The organism is Chitinimonas taiwanensis DSM 18899, from assembly GCF_900119825.1.
In the GTDB taxonomy this organism is placed as follows: domain Bacteria; phylum Pseudomonadota; class Gammaproteobacteria; order Burkholderiales; family Chitinimonadaceae; genus Chitinimonas; species Chitinimonas taiwanensis.
In genome coordinates, this window is the sequence record NZ_FPKR01000014.1 from 1 (window position 1) to 16,064 (window position 16,064).

The window sequence follows — 16,064 nt, forward strand, 5'->3', positions numbered from 1 at the left end:
CAGATCCAGGTGGACAATGGACCGGAGTTCACCAGCAAGGCACTGGATCAATGGGCTTCCGAGCATGGTGTGCGATTGCAGTTCATTCGGCCTGGCAAGCCGGTAGATAACGCGCACATAGAAAGCTTCAACGGTCGGTTCCGGGATGAGTGCTTGAACCAGCATACCTTCCGTAGCCTGCATGATGCACAACAGAAGATCGAGGCGTGGCGTCTCGATTACAACGCGGCCCGGCCACATAGTGCGCTGGGCTATTTGACCCCGGCGGAATACCGGGAAAAGCATCAACCCCCAACCGCTCAGATTGCTAATTTATGCGTGGTAGACCGATTGGGGTAAGGTCAAGATGGCCCAAACAGAAGGTGCAGGCGCATTTGGACCAAGGCAGCTACTTCAGTAGCTACGAGTGGCAGGTCTTCCAGAAAGTGCATCGATACCCAGCGTTAACCGGCGAGGCAGCTGTCACGACAACGCCGTGGCCAAGAGCTGGTTCCAATTGCTCAAGTGCAACCGGATTCGTCGCAAGAACTACCCATAATCAGGAGGAGGCAACGCGTGATGTGTTCGACCAAATAGAACTCTTCCACAATTAAACGTGCAGTCAGCCGCCAGGAATTAGACAGCGAGGGAAGTTACTCATCACTCACATACTGCTTCCACAAAAACTTGCCTATATCTCTCCAAGAGATTGGATACCATCCTACTCCCCTGCAGCAGCTTTACGAGCCTGTGCCATATGTACCCAATCTACGATTCGATCACTCGGAACATAGCCAGGTACTAGCCTTTGGACTAGCCGTCGAATAGAGGCAACATCGTTTTCATTTAACACCACTTCCAATTGTTCTAAATGTAATAACAATTCACCCCAGGGAATAAACTCCTCGTGCGCCTTCATGATTCTCGGGTGCTTGGTTGGCTGTGGGTTGTCTCCAATCAGCAGCTCCTCAAAAAGCTTCTCTCCTGGCCGCAAGCCAGCCAACTCAATTCCGATATCGCCATCAGGGTTTTGCGCATCCTTCACAGTTAATCCAGATAACTCAATCATGCGGCGAGCGAGATCTATTATCTTTACTGGTTGCCCCATATCCAAAACAAATACATCCCCCCCTTTGGCCATAGCTGCAGCCTGAACCACAAGTTGCGCAGCTTCGGGAATTGTCATGAAATAGCGTGTAATGTCCGGATGAGTTAAGGTAATCGGTCCCCCATCCCGAATCTGCTGGCGAAACTTGGGAACTACAGAGCCGGATGAACCTAATACGTTACCAAATCGCACCATACTGAATTTGGTGTTGGTGCCGGTTTCCGCAAGAGCCTGCAGCACCATCTCGGCGAGCCTCTTACTAGCTCCCATTATATTGGTGGGCCGCACTGCCTTATCTGTACTGATTAATACAAAATCAGAAACGCCTACCTCAACTGCAGCTTGTGCCGTACGCAATGTACCTAACAAGTTGTTTTTTATTCCCACGGCAGGATTATGCTCAACCATCGGCACATGTTTATAGGCGGCGGCATGGAACACTGTGTCAGGTTGCCATGTAGACATGATCTCACGCATACGACCATAGTCTTGCACAGATGCCAGCAAAGGCAACAAAATTGGCCTTGCCTCAAGTTCAAGACTTGCAAGCCTTTCTTCAAGCTCTTGATGAATGGCATATAGAGCAAACTCTGATTGCTCTATTAATAATAACTTGGCAGGTCCAATAGCAATAACCTGCCTACAAAGCTCACTACCAATGGAGCCCCCAGCTCCAGTTACGAGCACCTTTTTAGACGCTATATTCTTAGCCAATAGTATATGATTAGGCGCAACGGGCTCTCGACCCAGTAGATCGTCAATATCCAACTCACGTAAGTCCGATACACTTACCTTGCCTTGCGCCAAATCTGTAACACTTGGAAGGGTTCGCACAGCAACATGAGCTTTACGAATATTGCCCAAGATTTCGTTACGACGACGGCGCGATATAGAGGGCATGGCAAGCAGAACATCACCTATCTTGAGCGAGGCCACAAGGACCTCAAGATCAGTAGGGCTATAAATTGGAAGGCCATTCAAAGTATGACCTTGTAAACGATCATCGTCGTCTAAAAACCCAACCACCTGCATTTCCAGACTTCGCGCCATGGCTGCTGCTAATTGCCGGCCAGCATTACCCGCGCCATAAATCAGCACCTTTGGGCAAGAAATGCGCGTAAACCGGCTTTGGTACTGATCACCCAACCAAGCACGAGCAAAAACTCTGGATGACCCTACCAATAAAAGCAAAAGAACCGGTTGAATGATACCTAATGTTCGCGGCACGTCAGGCATGCCCATAACAGTAAAGATGGCAGCATAAAGCAAACCATAAATGCTAACGCCTCGAACAACGACCATAAGCGCCGACCAACCGCTATAACGAAAAATTGCTCGATAGAACCCGGAAAGAATAAACACAGGTATTGCTATCGAAACGGACGCACACATAGCCAAATACACACCACCCGACAGAGGCACAAACTCATCGAGCCGTAAATAAAATGCCAACCAAACAGATAAGGCGCAAAGGCCAACATCCATAGAAAAAACTACTGTACGCTTGACAGAACGCGGCAAACCCAATGCTGGCATAGAAAAACGGCTTAGAACATACATCATAGAATCACCATAAGAACTGTAAGTTTTGATTAATGCTTGCTTAATTAAACTATCAACCACGACTCACATTCCTACACTCCAACAAGATTGACGCACTGCTCATTAGCAAACGGGAAATGGGGCTATCCCATGTGCTTCAACAATGATCTGATTAGTTTATAGCCCCCAATTGCGCCAAAACAAGATATATCCCACCGGGAAACATCAAAATCCAGAAGGCAATTAACGATTCATCGACCAGAGAAAAGGTCACTGAGAACATCAATTACGCGATCTTGTTGCACTTCAGATAAGTTCGAACCGGATGGCAAACAGAAACCCGTCTCAAACAGATGAGCAGAAATTGACTCATTGGGGCGATGACTGTAATAACGAGCATTTGCGAACAATGGCTGTAGTTGCATAGGCTTCCAAACCGGTCTAGCCTCAATGTTGGCATTCATCAAGCGACTCATCATTTGGCGAAGATCAACTTGGGTATGGGCTAAGTTAATCGTGCCAGTGCTCAACCAGCGATTCGAAAAACTCCAACTAGGTTCGTTCATCCATTCAATAGCCGCTATATGTTTAAGTCCTTCGCGATAGCGCTCAAAAACTCGGCGCCGAGCATCAACACGATCCTTGAGCACACGTAGCTGTCCGCGTCCCACGCCAGCCAAAATATTACTCATACGATAATTATAGCCAATGGTCGTATGCTCATAATGAGCCACAGGTTCTCTGGCCTGCGTAGCAAGAAACCGCGCTCGTTTGATTAATGACTCATCATCAGAAACCAGCATACCACCACCTGAGGTGGTAATAATCTTATTCCCGTTAAAGGAAAAAATCCCCATACGTCCCAGCGAGCCGCTAGGCCGGCTTTTATATCGCGCTCCTAGGGACTCTGCAGCATCTTCAACCAATGGAATACCATAAGCATTACAAAGGTCCAACAACGGATCCATATCTGCGCTTTGGCCGTAAAGATTCACGACAATAACGGCTTTGGGTAGCCGGCCTTCAGCTTTTGCATCTATCAGGGCACGCTCTAGAGCGAGCGGAGACATGTTCCAACTACTAGGCTCAGAATCAATGAATACAGGCTCGGCGGATTGATAAATAATTGGATTAGCAGTTGCGACGAAAGTGAGTGCGGAGCAGAAAACCTTATCTCCAGGGCCGACGTCTAATAACCGCAGTGCCAAGTGAATTGCTGCAGTACCAGAAGATACTGCCGCAGCATGGCTTGTACCAACCTCCATCGCCAGCTCACGCTCGAACGCGTCCACATGTGGGCCCAACGGAGCAATCCAGTTCGTTCGAAAAGCATCCTCAACGAACTCGCGTTCGAAATCACCAATATGCGGTGTAGACAGCAAAATCTGCTCATCTAGTTCTTTACGTTGCAATAAGTCAACCACAGAACCAGCCTCGTCTAAGACTGGAATATGATGAATAGAGTGCTCACTCATCAAAGACAGCGCCTGCTGACGTGTGTATGAACCAACACGCAACGTAACTGGATCTAAGGTGCCAAGCAACGCAAGGGTAGAGCTGAGATCGGAATTACTCAGCATCAGTCTGCGTAAATCACCATCTGTGACCGTGCGCTCAAATGCTCCAGTGGAAGTGACTAACAACAAAATACCTAGACCAGATCGATCAAGCCGTTCCAGTGCATCTCGAACTGTCAAGTTACGAGTTATCTGAATCTCTTTTAACAAAGCCATTCTATTCATAATCTTTTCTTCAGCCTTAGACTTACTTGAACACTCTACGAGCGGGTACGCCAACAACAGTATCTCCAGAGGCGACATCCTGCCTTACAACCGCCCCAGCCCCAATCACAGCATCCGCACCAATATTGATTCCCGGTAGTATGCGAGCGCCAGCTCCTACCAACACACCCGGCTCCAATCTCACCCCACCTGCTAGACTAGCCAATGGTGCGACATGACAATAATCACCAACATAACAGTCATGATCTACTACTGCTCCATGATTCACTATCACGCCGACACCCAGCGCAGAGCAGGGCGCCAGAACTGCACCCGCAGCAACAAAAGAACCGCTCCCCACCTTGGCATAACGAGATACCAACGCGCTAGGGTGAAGAACAGTCCGCAACTGATCGGACCGGATACCCTCAATAATCCGTCGACGAACAAGGTTCTGACCAATAGCAACATGCACAAAATCTCCAGAGCTGAGATTTGCGCTCAACGACCCAAGCACTTGCACCCCCAACAGGACATGCCCAGACAAGGACTCGCGATCATCTACAAAATATAATTGATCAGCCTCTGCACTTAGCTGCAACGCATCCGCGACGACCTTACCGTGGCCACCAGCCCCTACGAGCAATATTCGATTAATAAGAGGCTTATTCTGATTCGGAGCTTCAGTACGCATTGCATTTATTCAGTAAGCCTTGCGTCAGCGAAACACCAGCCAAGTAGTGAACAATTTTCTCGCCAGCCTTACCATCTCCGTACACATTCTGATATGGCGAAGCTAGGCGCATCGGCACTGAAGAAAGTGCCACTCTCAATGCACCCGCCTCCACGGGAACATCTAGTACATTAGAATTGCGCTCTCGCATATTTTGCCTAGTACCCAGATTGATTACCGGCGTACCGAAGCTTGCAGCTTCGATAATCCCGCTCGAGGAATTGCCAATCATCAAATCGACTATCGCCATCCACGCCACAAACTCTTGCCTCGGCAAGTGTGTTTTAATGACAAAATTGCCGATATCTGCAAACTCCTGCAAAGCCATACGGACATCCAAACTACCCGAATCTGCGTTCGGCATCAGCGCCAACACTTGGTAGTCCGAATCCAGCAATTGTTGGGCAATAAGGCGGATTTGTGCACCCGCGCAGTCTGCCTCCTGCAACACCGGATGAAAAACCAGCAAAGCCAAACGCCTTGCAGCATCCAGCCCTTCCTGATTGCACAGCTCATCTCTGCTTCGACCAGCAAAGGCATCAAGGCCATCCAGCCCCGGAGCCCCGACCACTGTAATCAACTCAGGCTGCTCGCCCATACGAATCAGTCGCTCACGGGCAGCAGCGGTGGCTGTAAGGTGCAGATGCGAAAGCTTTGAAATTGCGTGACGTACCGGCTCATCAACAGTACCAGAGCGCTCCCCACCGTGTATATGAACCACAGGAATACCCAGATGTACCCCAGCAAGAGCGCCAGCTAGCATCTCTCCGCGATCGCCAAGAAGCAAAACGATGTCTGGTCGATTTAGTAGCAGCAAATCTGTAAATCCCTGCAACATCACACCAATATTGCGAGCCATTTGAGCACCATCCGCGTTAGCGACCTCACATGGTACATGACCAAGGATCTCAAAACCCTCCGCCTCTATTTCCCTAACAGTTAGTCCAAACTCAGGCGCCAAATGCATGCCCGTCACAACAATACTGAGTTTGAAACGTGGGTCCGCTTGAATAAGCCGTAAAGTAGAGGTGATAAGGCCAAAGTCCGCCCGCGTACCGGTGATGTAACAGATATGACGCACAGCAGGCCTCACGGTACAACCAGATCGGCCCAGGCCAAAGCACTACCTGCGGACATAGATCGTACCAATGAGCGGCCAATTACCGCATCGAAGTCCTTTGGCGCAATGCCTGTACCCGGCCGAAGTAAACAAAGATCTTTCGAAGTAAGAGGCATGCCCGCTTCAACATCTTTTGCCAAGCAGACGCTACGACGTACCAACTCCCTCACAGGAAGCTCGGATGGCACGGGGGCCTTGATGGCAGACCCCAAAGCTTGCTCGGCTGCACGCACTTGCGCTACCAACTCCGCCAACTCAATCGGATCAAGTGACGCAGGGTGATCAGGGCCTGGCAGTCCTTTATCTAAGGTAAAGTGCTTTTCGATTACTGTCGCGCCCAAGGCGACTGCAGCAGTAGAGACTGCGAGGCCTAAGGTGTGATCTGAATAACCCACCGGCAAACCAGTAGCATGTGCCATAGTTCGCATAGCCAATAGATTGACATCTACCGGACTAGCAGGGTAATTAGAAGTGCAATGTAGTAATGTCAACACATCACCAAGAGGCTTGTCGAGACCACAAGCAGTTCGCTCTTGTGCAATCACGGCCACAGCTTGCTCCACTTCCGCCAACGTAGCCATGCCTGAAGACACTATCAAAGGAACATTCTTCGCCGCCAGAAAGCGTAAAAATGGAGTATTAGTAATTTCCCCGGAGGGGACTTTAATACGCCGCATGCCCAATGAGAGCAAAAAGTCCGCCGCATCCTCGTCAAATGGAGTAGACATGAACTCGATATTTAGCTCAGCGCAGCGCTTGATCAATGTTTTGTGCAAATCAGGGGACATTTCCAGCTGTTTGAGCATGCTGTACTGATCACCGTCGCCAGTGGCCGCTTTTTGATATGCCGCTTTCTCCGCTCCCTTGCGTACCAACTTATCCGCAGTGAACGTTTGAAATTTAACGGCATCAGCACCGCATTTCGCAGCCGTTTCCACCAGTTGAAGGGCAAGCTCTTCAGAGCCATTGTGATTTACGCCAGCTTCGGCGATGAAGAAAATATTCGACATTGAAGTCACCAGACAGTTAAGCCACCATCAACCACGATATTCTGACCGGTCACGTAGGAAGAAGCATCGGACATCAAATATACCAAAGCACCGACCAAATCTTCAGGCTGCCCCATACGCCCCAACGGAACTCGTTGACTATATCGGTCTATAAAGTTGGTATTTTGCCCACTTTGAATACCACCCGGTGTCAGCGCATTCACGCGAACATCACGATGCCCCCAATAACTTGATAAGTAATGTGTCAACCCCCAAAGGCCGGCCTTGCTAGCACTATAAACCGCCGGGGTGTTTATCGCCCGTCCTAGGTATTCCGACCCCTCGTAAATTCTCTGATCAGGTGCAGCAATACCATAAATCGATAAAACATTTACAATACTACCGCAACCCTGCTCAGCCATCACCGTACCAAATTCCTGGCAGCACACCATTGCTCCCTTTAGATTCACCGACATAACATAGTCCCAATCCTCCAGAGGGAAAGACTCAAAGGACTCAAAGAAATTCGGACTTTTAGTCGCAGCATTGTTTAAAAGACCATCAATGTGCCCATAACGACTTAGTAACGATGCTCGAATATCAGCTACTTGCTCGCGCTCACGAATATCCGCACAGTATGTTTCTAGCTGCGGAGATGGTAGGCCGTCACGAAGTACAGCTAATGCAGCAGCTTGAGCATCAATGGCAATTACATGAGCCCCCGCCGCAACCAGCTCGCGACAAAAGAAACTACCCAAGATACCTGCTGCGCCAGTAACAACAATGATCTTCTTATCTAGAGAAAAGCGATTCATTCCTAGTCTCGCACTACGGAAATACGTTCCGCCAAAAGCATTTCAACAATTTTGAGGTCCAGTGGACTATCAATATCGATAGAGCGCTCCCTAGGCATAGTATGGAGCCTTAGACTCCCACTCCAGAGCCCCTTAGACAGCGTATGCCTATGCCACACATAGATCGATGCATTCATTGAATAAACCTGAGGTGCTAACTGACGCGCCACAACGCCACCTTGCTGTTCACAGACCAACCCAATGTGCCCATCCGCCTTCCTCTCAACCATATTGAAGTATGGGTTCTTTTCGGACTCGAATGCAGTTATTACGGCATCTACATCACTTTCGAGTAGATTCAAACACGCAACAATATCCTCGGTTAGTCGCAATGGAGACGTTGGATCTAAATCAACGATTCGATCAAACGGACCGTCATGAGTGTCAATCCAATCGCAAAGATGCTGTATCACAGGAATTTTGGCGGCAGAGCTTGTAGCCAACTCTGAAGGGCGAAGAAAAGGAACTCGAGCACCATACTGCTGAGCAACTAAAGCAATTTCAGGGCAGTCAGTTGATACGTAAACTGCGTCGATTTCTGGAAGCGAGAGCGCCTGCTCTATTGAATGAGCAATGAGTGGTCGGCCAGCAACCGGCAGTATATTTTTCCGGGGGACACCAACGGAGCCCCCTCTAGCACAAATTGTTGCAACTGTCTTCATGATGATATTAACTTTGCTTTCAAAACTAATTCTAATGAAGCAATACCTTCAGCAATCGGCAGTGATGTTTTCGCACTAGTTTCGATTGCAGATATTAGCTCTCGCATTGCGGCAATATAAGTCTGCCCAACGTCAAACGCACCATGGTCCAAAGACAAATCCAAACAGCCTTCAGCGGAAGAAACAGATATGTAACGTTTTGGCATATCCCACTCAGCGGTGCCTAGATCGCCGACTATTCTATAGCGACGAAATGGCTGCCTGCTAACATAATCCAACTGGACCGTAGCCAATGAACCAGCCTCTGATTTCATAACAAAACAAGCACAATCCTCAGTCTCTATTCCCAAAGAGGAACCGTAGCCCAAAGCTCCATGAACGTCGATAAATTCACCAAGTATCCAACGTGCAGCATCAATCTCATGAATAAGATCCAGAGAGACCCCCCCCCCCATTGAACGCTTGGCACTATAACTAGAGCGATAATCAGACTTAGGTCGCCAGTCTGGCAGCCACTGACCCGCCTCAAAGCTCGCATGGGCGATTCGCCCTAGCCCACCGGATCGCACCAGTGATCGTAGGGCAACCAACGAAGGCAGGAAACGAAGGTTACACCCCACCTGATTTGGAGGTAACCGACCACCCATACGATTAATACATTGCTTTAGCTGTTCAACCTCATCCAACGAGGAAAGTACCGGCTTCTCAATATAAAATGGAACACCATGTTCTATAGCCGCGATCAAGTAGCGCAAATGCATTGAAGTCGGATTGGCAATCACCATCAAATCCAACTTGATCCTGATCGCCTCGTCCAGACTGGTTACCACAGAAACATGACAACCCAGCGCCTCGATGTCTAAACTAGTTGCACGACAACCCTCACGGAGTACGTATACATGAACGTTTGGACACAGGAAACGGACATTAGCCAAATGGCGAAGCCCAATAGAGCCAGTTCCAATTAAAAGTAGATTCATTGCATTCACCATCAACACCGAATGGTTGAAGTCCAACTAACAGCATGAGTTCACATTACAAACTCAAGTACTGCCGAATAATCGCCAAACCAATGTCACCACTCCTTTCAGGGTGAAACTGAGTCGCCATTACGTTATCGCGTGCTACAGCAGCACAAATGTGATGACCGCCGTAAATGCAATCCGCTAGACGATCAGTCTCACACTTAGGTACCGCGGAGAAAGAATGTACAAAATACACGGCGGGAGACTTACCCTCAAAAGGAGCAAGCATGGTGCCCTGCCAAGTACGGCCATCAGCAGGGACTAGATGATTCCAACCAATATGGGGTACACGTTGAGACTCACCCATTACAGTAGCGGATGGGACCGCTTGAACACGCCCAGGTAAAATACTCAATCCTCGGTGCTCCCCGAACTCTTCGCTGGAGTCAAAGAGTATTTGCATGCCCACACAAATACCAAATAACGGACGTTGCGCATGCACAAAGGCTCGAATTGCATCTCCAAACCCTCTCTCGGTCAGCTCACGTATGCTGTCCTTAAACGCCCCCACCCCAGGCACAACCAGTCGCTCTGCACTTGATACTTTACTTGGATCATCTGTTACTTGGACATCTGCGCCAGAATGCTCAAAGGCCCTTACCACATTGAAGAGATTGCACATCCCGTAATCGAGGATAGTGACCTTGGCCTTAGAAATATGACTCATGAATTAATACTTTCTAACTGGGAGACCTGCATCAAGAGCGGCAGCACGAATATCGCCCACGGATAGACGCCCAAAGTGCAAAACATCAGCCATCGCAATTGCATCAGCCCGCCCAACCTGGGCTGCCTGTACAAAATGCGATACAGTTCCCATGCCACCACTCGCCACCACAGGAACTGGCACTGCCGCACTAATCGCGCGAACCAAGTCTAGATCATAGCCTTGGCGCGTACCCTCACGATCGACAGAGGTAACCAACACCTCGCCCGCACCCAACTCAACCCCACGCATAACCCATTCCAAGACATCTAGACCTGTGCGCTCTCGACCATTGTCGGTGTAAGCCTCCCACCTACCATGAGCCACCTCCTTAGCTTCGATAGACAGAACCATTGCCTGAGAACCAAATCGGCGAGACACGTCACGAATCAATTCAGGGTGACGCACCGCGGCCGTATTGATTGCAACTTTGTCAGCGCCGGATCGTAAAATGTCGCGGGCATCATCAACAGAACGAATACCCCCACCGACCGTTATCGGCACGAATACATCCCGTGCCGCTTTCTTCACAATGTCGCTAAGGTTGTTGCGGCCATAAAGGCTTGCCACGATATCCATGTAAATGAGCTCATCAGCGCCGGCCTCGTAATAACGAATCGCGTGTTGTTGAGGATCACCGATAACGCGCAAGCCTTCCAGACGCACGCCTTTGATAAGGTTTGGGCCTTTGATATCTAACCGCGGAATGATACGAAGATTACTCATGGGCTATTTCACATCCGGATGCCATACAGCGTGACGCAGTTTCCACTGTTCCTCGTCCCATTTCCAAAGATGTGGGGAACGGAAGGAATCAGCAAGACGCGTAAAGTAGTCACGGGTCATGATGGGATCTTCAAACATTTTGGATGCTTGAGGAAATTCGCTGGCTGGAATGCTAAGGTACTTGAATATCTCTTCTGCAAATCGCTCTGGGAACTCGTGATCGTAACGTTTAACGAGCGCAATCCCCTCCTCCCGCAAGATGTCTCCCGATCGAATTTCCTGAGCCGCATCATAACTAGCGCGACCGATACCAAACTTGACCCCAGTCGTGTAGTAGTGAAAGTCATCGATGCGATCATCAATGCTGTTGTACTTGCTGTACGTACCCGGAGTACGCTCTGGCGATGCCTCAAAGCCACCATGCTCAACGGCATAGTAATAACACGCCTGAGGGTGCCACTTTAGGTAGTAGCCGAGGTAATGGACCTCTGTCTTTTTTTCCTCAATTTCATTTGGATTGGCAGGCAAATAAGGTGCCAGATCATGCTGCTCCAATCCAAAGTGCTTCTTGAGATCAGTAACAGCAACTCCACCTAAGCTTACTTTGGATTGATCCTCTGCAGTAAAGTAGGACCAATCACGCTTTGCGGACTCAGTATCACCAATTGGGTTGCCGTACTCAGCCTCATTTTCCCCGTAAATAACCAGGGGGATATTGAAAAGCAAAGACATTTTTGGCGCCAAAGCTTTCTGACCGAACATGAAGGCTTGAAAGGGATGAAACAGATTATCCACCGCTAAGCGCGTCAAGAGTCGATGCGCTCTGCCGTTTGGTGTCATCAGATAGTTGTCGTGACCGGCGTGAATCCAACGCTGAAAGTTGCGCCAACCCCATTCGGTATAAGTGTGAGGAGCCCACGTCACAGTGAGAGGGTGCATCCCGTACTTGTAACGCAGGATATGCGACGCATAGAAACTATCCTTGCCACCAGAGCCTGGAACAATACAGTCATAGCTGCCGTCCTTGCTGCGATGTCGATCCAACAAATCACGCAACTCACGCTCACGCTCATCCCAGTCGATCGTTCCATGCTTCTTCTCTGCAAAACGACAAGCATCACAGACCCCCTCTTCGTCGAAGTGGATAGTTTTTTTCTTCGACTCCTTAGTGTGCGTGTACTCGACTGCAGAGTTCGGACGTTGATTCGAAATCACACACCGCTTACAGAAAACAACGTCGGAAGGGAGCCCATACTTTGTCTCAGACACCTGAGCAGACTCGAGAAACTTAGACTTATCTATCTCTTGAGGTGCAGCAATACGTTCCACGTTCAAACTCCTTGAAATGAATTCAATCAATTACTTAAGTCAACAATGCATCAATGACTTGCACAATCTTCTGCGTGGGGCTCATACCTACAAGATCCTCACGCACTACAACCGGGGAATTTTGCACTTGGACTTGCATAAGGCCATCTCGCAAGAGATCCTCCAGCTCATCCAAAGATTGCACGCCAGCGGAAACACCCATTTGGCTATATGGGGCGTCCGGGGTAAACACCGAGGCATCTATCGAAACCACCATTCGGCCAGCCAGATGAGCCTCTAAGCCCACTGTCGATGCAGTCACTACTACAACATCCACCGCATGCAACAAGACTGCCAAGTCTTCATGGGCAGGGCTGAAATCGACACGATCCTGACCAAACTGAAACTCAACACACTCGCTAGGGTGGTATCTTACTATCAGTCGGTATCTATCGTCGCCTTCAACAACGCTGCGCAACTTTGCCTCGATCTTTCTGGGCAAAGCTGAATCCCCGCTGCGGTCAGCAAATGGATGACGAGCTGGCTCTATTTGCGACGCCCAAAGTATCACACAGCGACCATCATCCCAGCCACGAGCCTCCCGAATGGCAAGGCCAGCACGCCGCACATCAGGATGGGTGAGCCGCTCAAAAGCCGGATTTCCCGTAACAACGACTTCATCCTCACGGCGCCCATGGAGAAGGAACATCCTTCGCACTTCTTCATTCAGCACGCAAACACGCTGTGCATACGCTTGCTGTCCGATCCACTGCACTTCCTGCAAACCAAAGATGTCAACAGCACACAAGGAAGGAATCTGCAGTCGCCCGGCAGCAAGAATTGCCGCTCGCTCGCTTCTGGGGGAGTTAGTTGCCACTACCAAAGCAGGGTGTAAAGCCTTAAACCAGCGAGTAAACAATGCTACAGGCAGGAAGGCTTGGCGGCCTAAAGAGGAGTAAAGAGAAGCAGCCGCCTCCTCGCCATGCTCTTGTATCAGCTCCCGGTAGTTCAGCCCCAAGTAGGCGACAGTTTCCTCTGCAGGAACCACACCTCCCTGAGGTAGCGCTCGAGCCAGCCGCCCCCCTAAATCCAGGACGTCAGAATCAGTCGCACCAGGCAGATCTCGATAGCCGATGTAGGGCAGACCAAAACGCTCAAGGTACGCCCCCGCAGTCGTGAGCGCCAAAAAGACATAGGGCCGTCCAGCAACTTGTAAAGCGCGCGCTACCGGGGCAAGCATGGCGACATGCCCGCCCCCATAGGTCACAAAAACTACGAGCTCGGAAGCAACATCTGGTGAATGATGCTCTGGAGTCAAAGTCGATGTAACGTCAATCATAATGATGACACTCCTGAAGAGAAGGGCTTAGCTGGAATTAAGCGATTCTTACGGCCATGGGAGCGCCGTGATAAATGAGCACCGCTTAAATATTCGGGACGAAGCGGTAATTGATAGCCCGCCAAGAATAAGAGAACAGGAACCAGCAAGGATATTACGCCAAGTCCTTCCAACATAAATGCCGGTAGGCCGCCAAGGAATATAACCGCATAACCACGATTCACGCGTTTACAGCAAGCAATAAGGAATCCATAAACCGCAGCCATAAGCATTCCGACGTATACCCCTCCACGCAGAAAGTCACCACTCAAAAAGGAAACTACGATCGTACTGCGAGAGATGATAGCAAACATGCCAGTAGCACCATCCACTGTAGCCTGGTAACCACTTTCCCCAGCAATAAATCCGGCATATTTATCAACAACAGATATGGCAAGTGATACAAACAAAAACAGCATATATATCGTCAACGGCAATGACCTTGGACGATAAGCACGCCCTAGTAGGAATGTAATTACCAGAGAGGTCATGACCGAACCGGAACTCAGGTTGGCGAGTATAAAAGCAACGACTAACAGCCATGTGGATGGACGCTTAATCATGTAAGCTAGTAGATATCCAACCGACAGAAACACTAAAATGCTTCGATAACTCAATATCAACATCATACAAGGTAGAAGTAACCCAACGTAGCCTCGACGCGCGTCCTTGAAAAGAGATATCACAGGCCACATCAGCCCTACCATCATTGCAGCAGAAGCTCCCCCGCCACCCACAGATTCAACCCAAAGAAACATTTGCGCAACAATAGCACGCAAAGCATGAATCCAAATCAACAGATCGAGCTCAGTCCAATCACTTCCACTCTCAGCAATACTTAACACAAAAGCGACCTGGTTTGCGTAGCCGTCTCCAGATATCAAGTCTTCATCGAGCGAGAGATAAACTCGGCCCGCCAACGTACATACCAAAATGGATATGCAGGAAACAGCTAGGGTCAGCCATACTGGCACACCAGTAGTTTTCAGGCTTCGAGATTGACCTTTACCCATAACTACCATCCACGACTCTTAAGCGTGTGCTGTAATGGCGCATCTACAAAGCGGTCTGCAAGTACCGCTATAAAGCTAGCCAGAACGAGTACGGTGACCCAAATGATCGGCCGAGCAACGTCAACATGGTTTTTTAAGCCGAAATAGATTAAGGGATGCAGCATATATAGCGTGTAGCTCGCGCCACCCATAAAAACAGATAAGCGTATAAATCTGCCAGATGAAATTCTCCATGAAGCAGCAAGAGCAACGGTTGTAAGCGTTGCAGGAACTAGAGCAGCGCGACGCCAACCTGTAGTGAGCTCAAGTTCACTACCTACTGATAGTGCAAAAGCGCACACTACCGCGGTCAACGTAAGCCCCCTAACAACGTTACCAAACCGCGGCAAACGGTCGCGATATATGCACAAATACGCCCCACCCAGAAAGAAAAGCCAGTGGTTAGCAGGATGTACGTAGATCGTCCAGCCCTGTTCAAGCGATTCATATTGCGCGAGGCGAAATGTCAGCCAAAGCATCATCAGCAATGCGCTAAGCAAAAAAACAGTAGGTCGTCGACGCAAAAGCAGGACAAGAGGTAGTAATAGATAGAAAACCACTTCAATGCCAATACTCCACCCCCCAATCACAGGAGTTGAAGTCGGGTCGATAAAACCAAAGAGCAGCGTAGCATTACCAAGCACTTCCAAAGGATCGACGGTCTTCTCAAGCAAATAAGTCTTTGCAAAGACGGAAATGAAGACCACTGCACAGAAAAAGGGCGCTAATCGGGCGAAACGACGGCGTGCATATGCCAGAAGCGAGACAGCCTCAATAGATTTTTCAAATCTACCAGAATAAGCATGCGCTAAACTATACCCACTAAGCACAAAGAAAGTGGACACTCCATAAATGCCAAATATACGTAACAGCTCATAAATTTCATAAGGTAATTCTGTGCTCCCCCATAGCGCATAATGATATGCGGCCACGCCAATAGCGCAAAAACCACGCAGCATGTCCAAAGCATACAGCCGTTCCGTTGCAGCTAAATACTCGCGACTTGCACCAACCTCGCACAAAGCTTTATTCATTTAAATAATCCGCATCAAAAGCAAAGCCACTCACAGACCAAACATACACGCAGCAAATCTAAGCAAGATTATTACTTCTTCAAAATTCTCTTAGATGGATAAGAACCAACCCTGAGGCTAAAAGGAA

At 49.1% G+C, this 16,064-nt stretch carries 15 protein-coding genes and 1 pseudogene; 2 read left to right on the plus strand and 14 right to left on the minus strand.

Going from position 1 to position 16,064, the window contains the following annotated elements; all coding sequences use genetic code 11:
* On the plus strand, nt 1-339 hold a 339-nt coding region (locus BT173_RS16200), incomplete at its 5' end, for an integrase core domain-containing protein (RefSeq protein ID WP_245794197.1).
* Between the two features lie 5 nt (nt 340-344).
* Nucleotides 345-590: pseudogene (locus tag BT173_RS19885) on the plus strand (IS3 family transposase); the annotation flags it as partial.
* 110 nt (nt 591-700) lie between these two features.
* Here BT173_RS19885 and BT173_RS16205 read toward each other — a convergent pair.
* From BT173_RS16205 to BT173_RS16265, 14 genes are all read right to left on the minus strand, one after another.
* A complete protein-coding gene (locus BT173_RS16205; protein ID WP_308417590.1) occupies nt 701-2,710 on the minus strand; it encodes a polysaccharide biosynthesis protein in 2,010 nt (669 codons plus the stop codon).
* A 170-nt stretch (nt 2,711-2,880) separates the two neighbouring features.
* Nucleotides 2,881-4,425: an aminotransferase class I/II-fold pyridoxal phosphate-dependent enzyme gene (locus BT173_RS16210; protein WP_281247384.1), complete on the minus strand. Its 1,545-nt coding sequence runs from the start codon at nt 4,423-4,425 to the stop codon at nt 2,881-2,883.
* Entirely contained in the window at nt 4,394-5,044 is a 651-nt protein-coding gene (locus BT173_RS16215; RefSeq protein WP_072429723.1) for an acetyltransferase, read from the minus strand. The genes BT173_RS16210 and BT173_RS16215 overlap by 32 nt, the downstream gene beginning before the upstream one ends.
* The gene (neuC, locus tag BT173_RS16220) at nt 5,034-6,164 is read right to left on the minus strand and encodes a UDP-N-acetylglucosamine 2-epimerase (protein WP_084658751.1); all 1,131 of its coding nucleotides are present in this window, start codon (nt 6,162-6,164) and stop codon (nt 5,034-5,036) included. The genes BT173_RS16215 and neuC overlap by 11 nt, the downstream gene beginning before the upstream one ends.
* Before the next feature lie 8 nt (nt 6,165-6,172).
* Nucleotides 6,173-7,213 (minus strand): N-acetylneuraminate synthase, encoded by a 1,041-nt coding sequence (neuB, locus tag BT173_RS16225; RefSeq protein WP_072429725.1) that lies wholly within the window; start codon nt 7,211-7,213, stop codon nt 6,173-6,175.
* Between the two features lie 5 nt (nt 7,214-7,218).
* On the minus strand, nt 7,219-8,007 hold the full coding sequence (locus tag BT173_RS16230) for an SDR family oxidoreductase (protein WP_072429726.1): 789 nt from the start codon (nt 8,005-8,007) through the stop codon (nt 7,219-7,221).
* Nucleotides 8,008-8,009: 2 nt separating this feature from the next.
* Nucleotides 8,010-8,708, minus strand: a complete 699-nt coding sequence (locus tag BT173_RS16235; RefSeq protein WP_072429727.1) for an acylneuraminate cytidylyltransferase family protein — start codon at nt 8,706-8,708, stop codon at nt 8,010-8,012.
* Nucleotides 8,705-9,688 (minus strand): Gfo/Idh/MocA family protein, encoded by a 984-nt coding sequence (locus BT173_RS16240; protein WP_072429845.1) that lies wholly within the window; start codon nt 9,686-9,688, stop codon nt 8,705-8,707. The genes BT173_RS16235 and BT173_RS16240 overlap by 4 nt, the downstream gene beginning before the upstream one ends.
* A 55-nt stretch (nt 9,689-9,743) precedes the next feature.
* Nucleotides 9,744-10,400, minus strand: coding sequence for an imidazole glycerol phosphate synthase subunit HisH (hisH, locus tag BT173_RS16245; RefSeq protein WP_072429728.1), 657 nt, complete (start codon nt 10,398-10,400; stop codon nt 9,744-9,746).
* A 3-nt stretch (nt 10,401-10,403) separates the two neighbouring features.
* Nucleotides 10,404-11,165, minus strand: a complete 762-nt coding sequence (gene hisF, locus BT173_RS16250) for an imidazole glycerol phosphate synthase subunit HisF (RefSeq protein WP_072429729.1) — start codon at nt 11,163-11,165, stop codon at nt 10,404-10,406.
* Between the two features lie 3 nt (nt 11,166-11,168).
* Entirely contained in the window at nt 11,169-12,494 is a 1,326-nt protein-coding gene (locus BT173_RS16255; RefSeq protein WP_072429730.1) for an N-acetyl sugar amidotransferase, read from the minus strand.
* Nucleotides 12,495-12,528: 34 nt separating this feature from the next.
* Complete coding sequence (locus BT173_RS19450; RefSeq protein ID WP_139256202.1) at nt 12,529-13,812, minus strand: CDP-glycerol glycerophosphotransferase family protein; 1,284 nt, start codon at nt 13,810-13,812, stop codon at nt 12,529-12,531.
* Complete coding sequence (locus BT173_RS19455; protein ID WP_139256203.1) at nt 13,809-14,864, minus strand: hypothetical protein; 1,056 nt, start codon at nt 14,862-14,864, stop codon at nt 13,809-13,811. Before BT173_RS19455 ends, BT173_RS19450 begins: the two co-directional genes overlap by 4 nt.
* A 2-nt stretch (nt 14,865-14,866) precedes the next feature.
* The gene (locus tag BT173_RS16265; RefSeq protein WP_072429732.1) at nt 14,867-15,937 is read right to left on the minus strand and encodes an acyltransferase family protein; all 1,071 of its coding nucleotides are present in this window, start codon (nt 15,935-15,937) and stop codon (nt 14,867-14,869) included.
* Between the last annotated feature and the right edge of the window lie 127 nt (nt 15,938-16,064).

Excerpts from the sequence above, each read along its gene's own strand:
- BT173_RS19450 (WP_139256202.1), bottom strand. The coding sequence starts at position 13,812 with ATGATTGACGTTACATCGACTTTGACTCCAGAGCATCATTCACCAGAT.
- hisF (WP_072429729.1), bottom strand. The coding sequence starts at position 11,165 with ATGAGTAATCTTCGTATCATTCCGCGGTTAGATATCAAAGGCCCAAAC.
- BT173_RS16240 (WP_072429845.1), bottom strand. The coding sequence starts at position 9,688 with ATGAATCTACTTTTAATTGGAACTGGCTCTATTGGGCTTCGCCATTTG.
- neuB (WP_072429725.1), bottom strand. The coding sequence starts at position 7,213 with ATGTCGAATATTTTCTTCATCGCCGAAGCTGGCGTAAATCACAATGGC.
- BT173_RS16235 (WP_072429727.1), bottom strand. The coding sequence starts at position 8,708 with ATGAAGACAGTTGCAACAATTTGTGCTAGAGGGGGCTCCGTTGGTGTC.
- BT173_RS19455 (WP_139256203.1), bottom strand. The coding sequence starts at position 14,864 with ATGGGTAAAGGTCAATCTCGAAGCCTGAAAACTACTGGTGTGCCAGTA.
- BT173_RS16215 (WP_072429723.1), bottom strand. The coding sequence starts at position 5,044 with ATGCGTACTGAAGCTCCGAATCAGAATAAGCCTCTTATTAATCGAATA.
- BT173_RS16230 (WP_072429726.1), bottom strand. The coding sequence starts at position 8,007 with ATGAATCGCTTTTCTCTAGATAAGAAGATCATTGTTGTTACTGGCGCA.
- hisH (WP_072429728.1), bottom strand. The coding sequence starts at position 10,400 with ATGAGTCATATTTCTAAGGCCAAGGTCACTATCCTCGATTACGGGATG.
- BT173_RS16265 (WP_072429732.1), bottom strand. The coding sequence starts at position 15,937 with ATGAATAAAGCTTTGTGCGAGGTTGGTGCAAGTCGCGAGTATTTAGCT.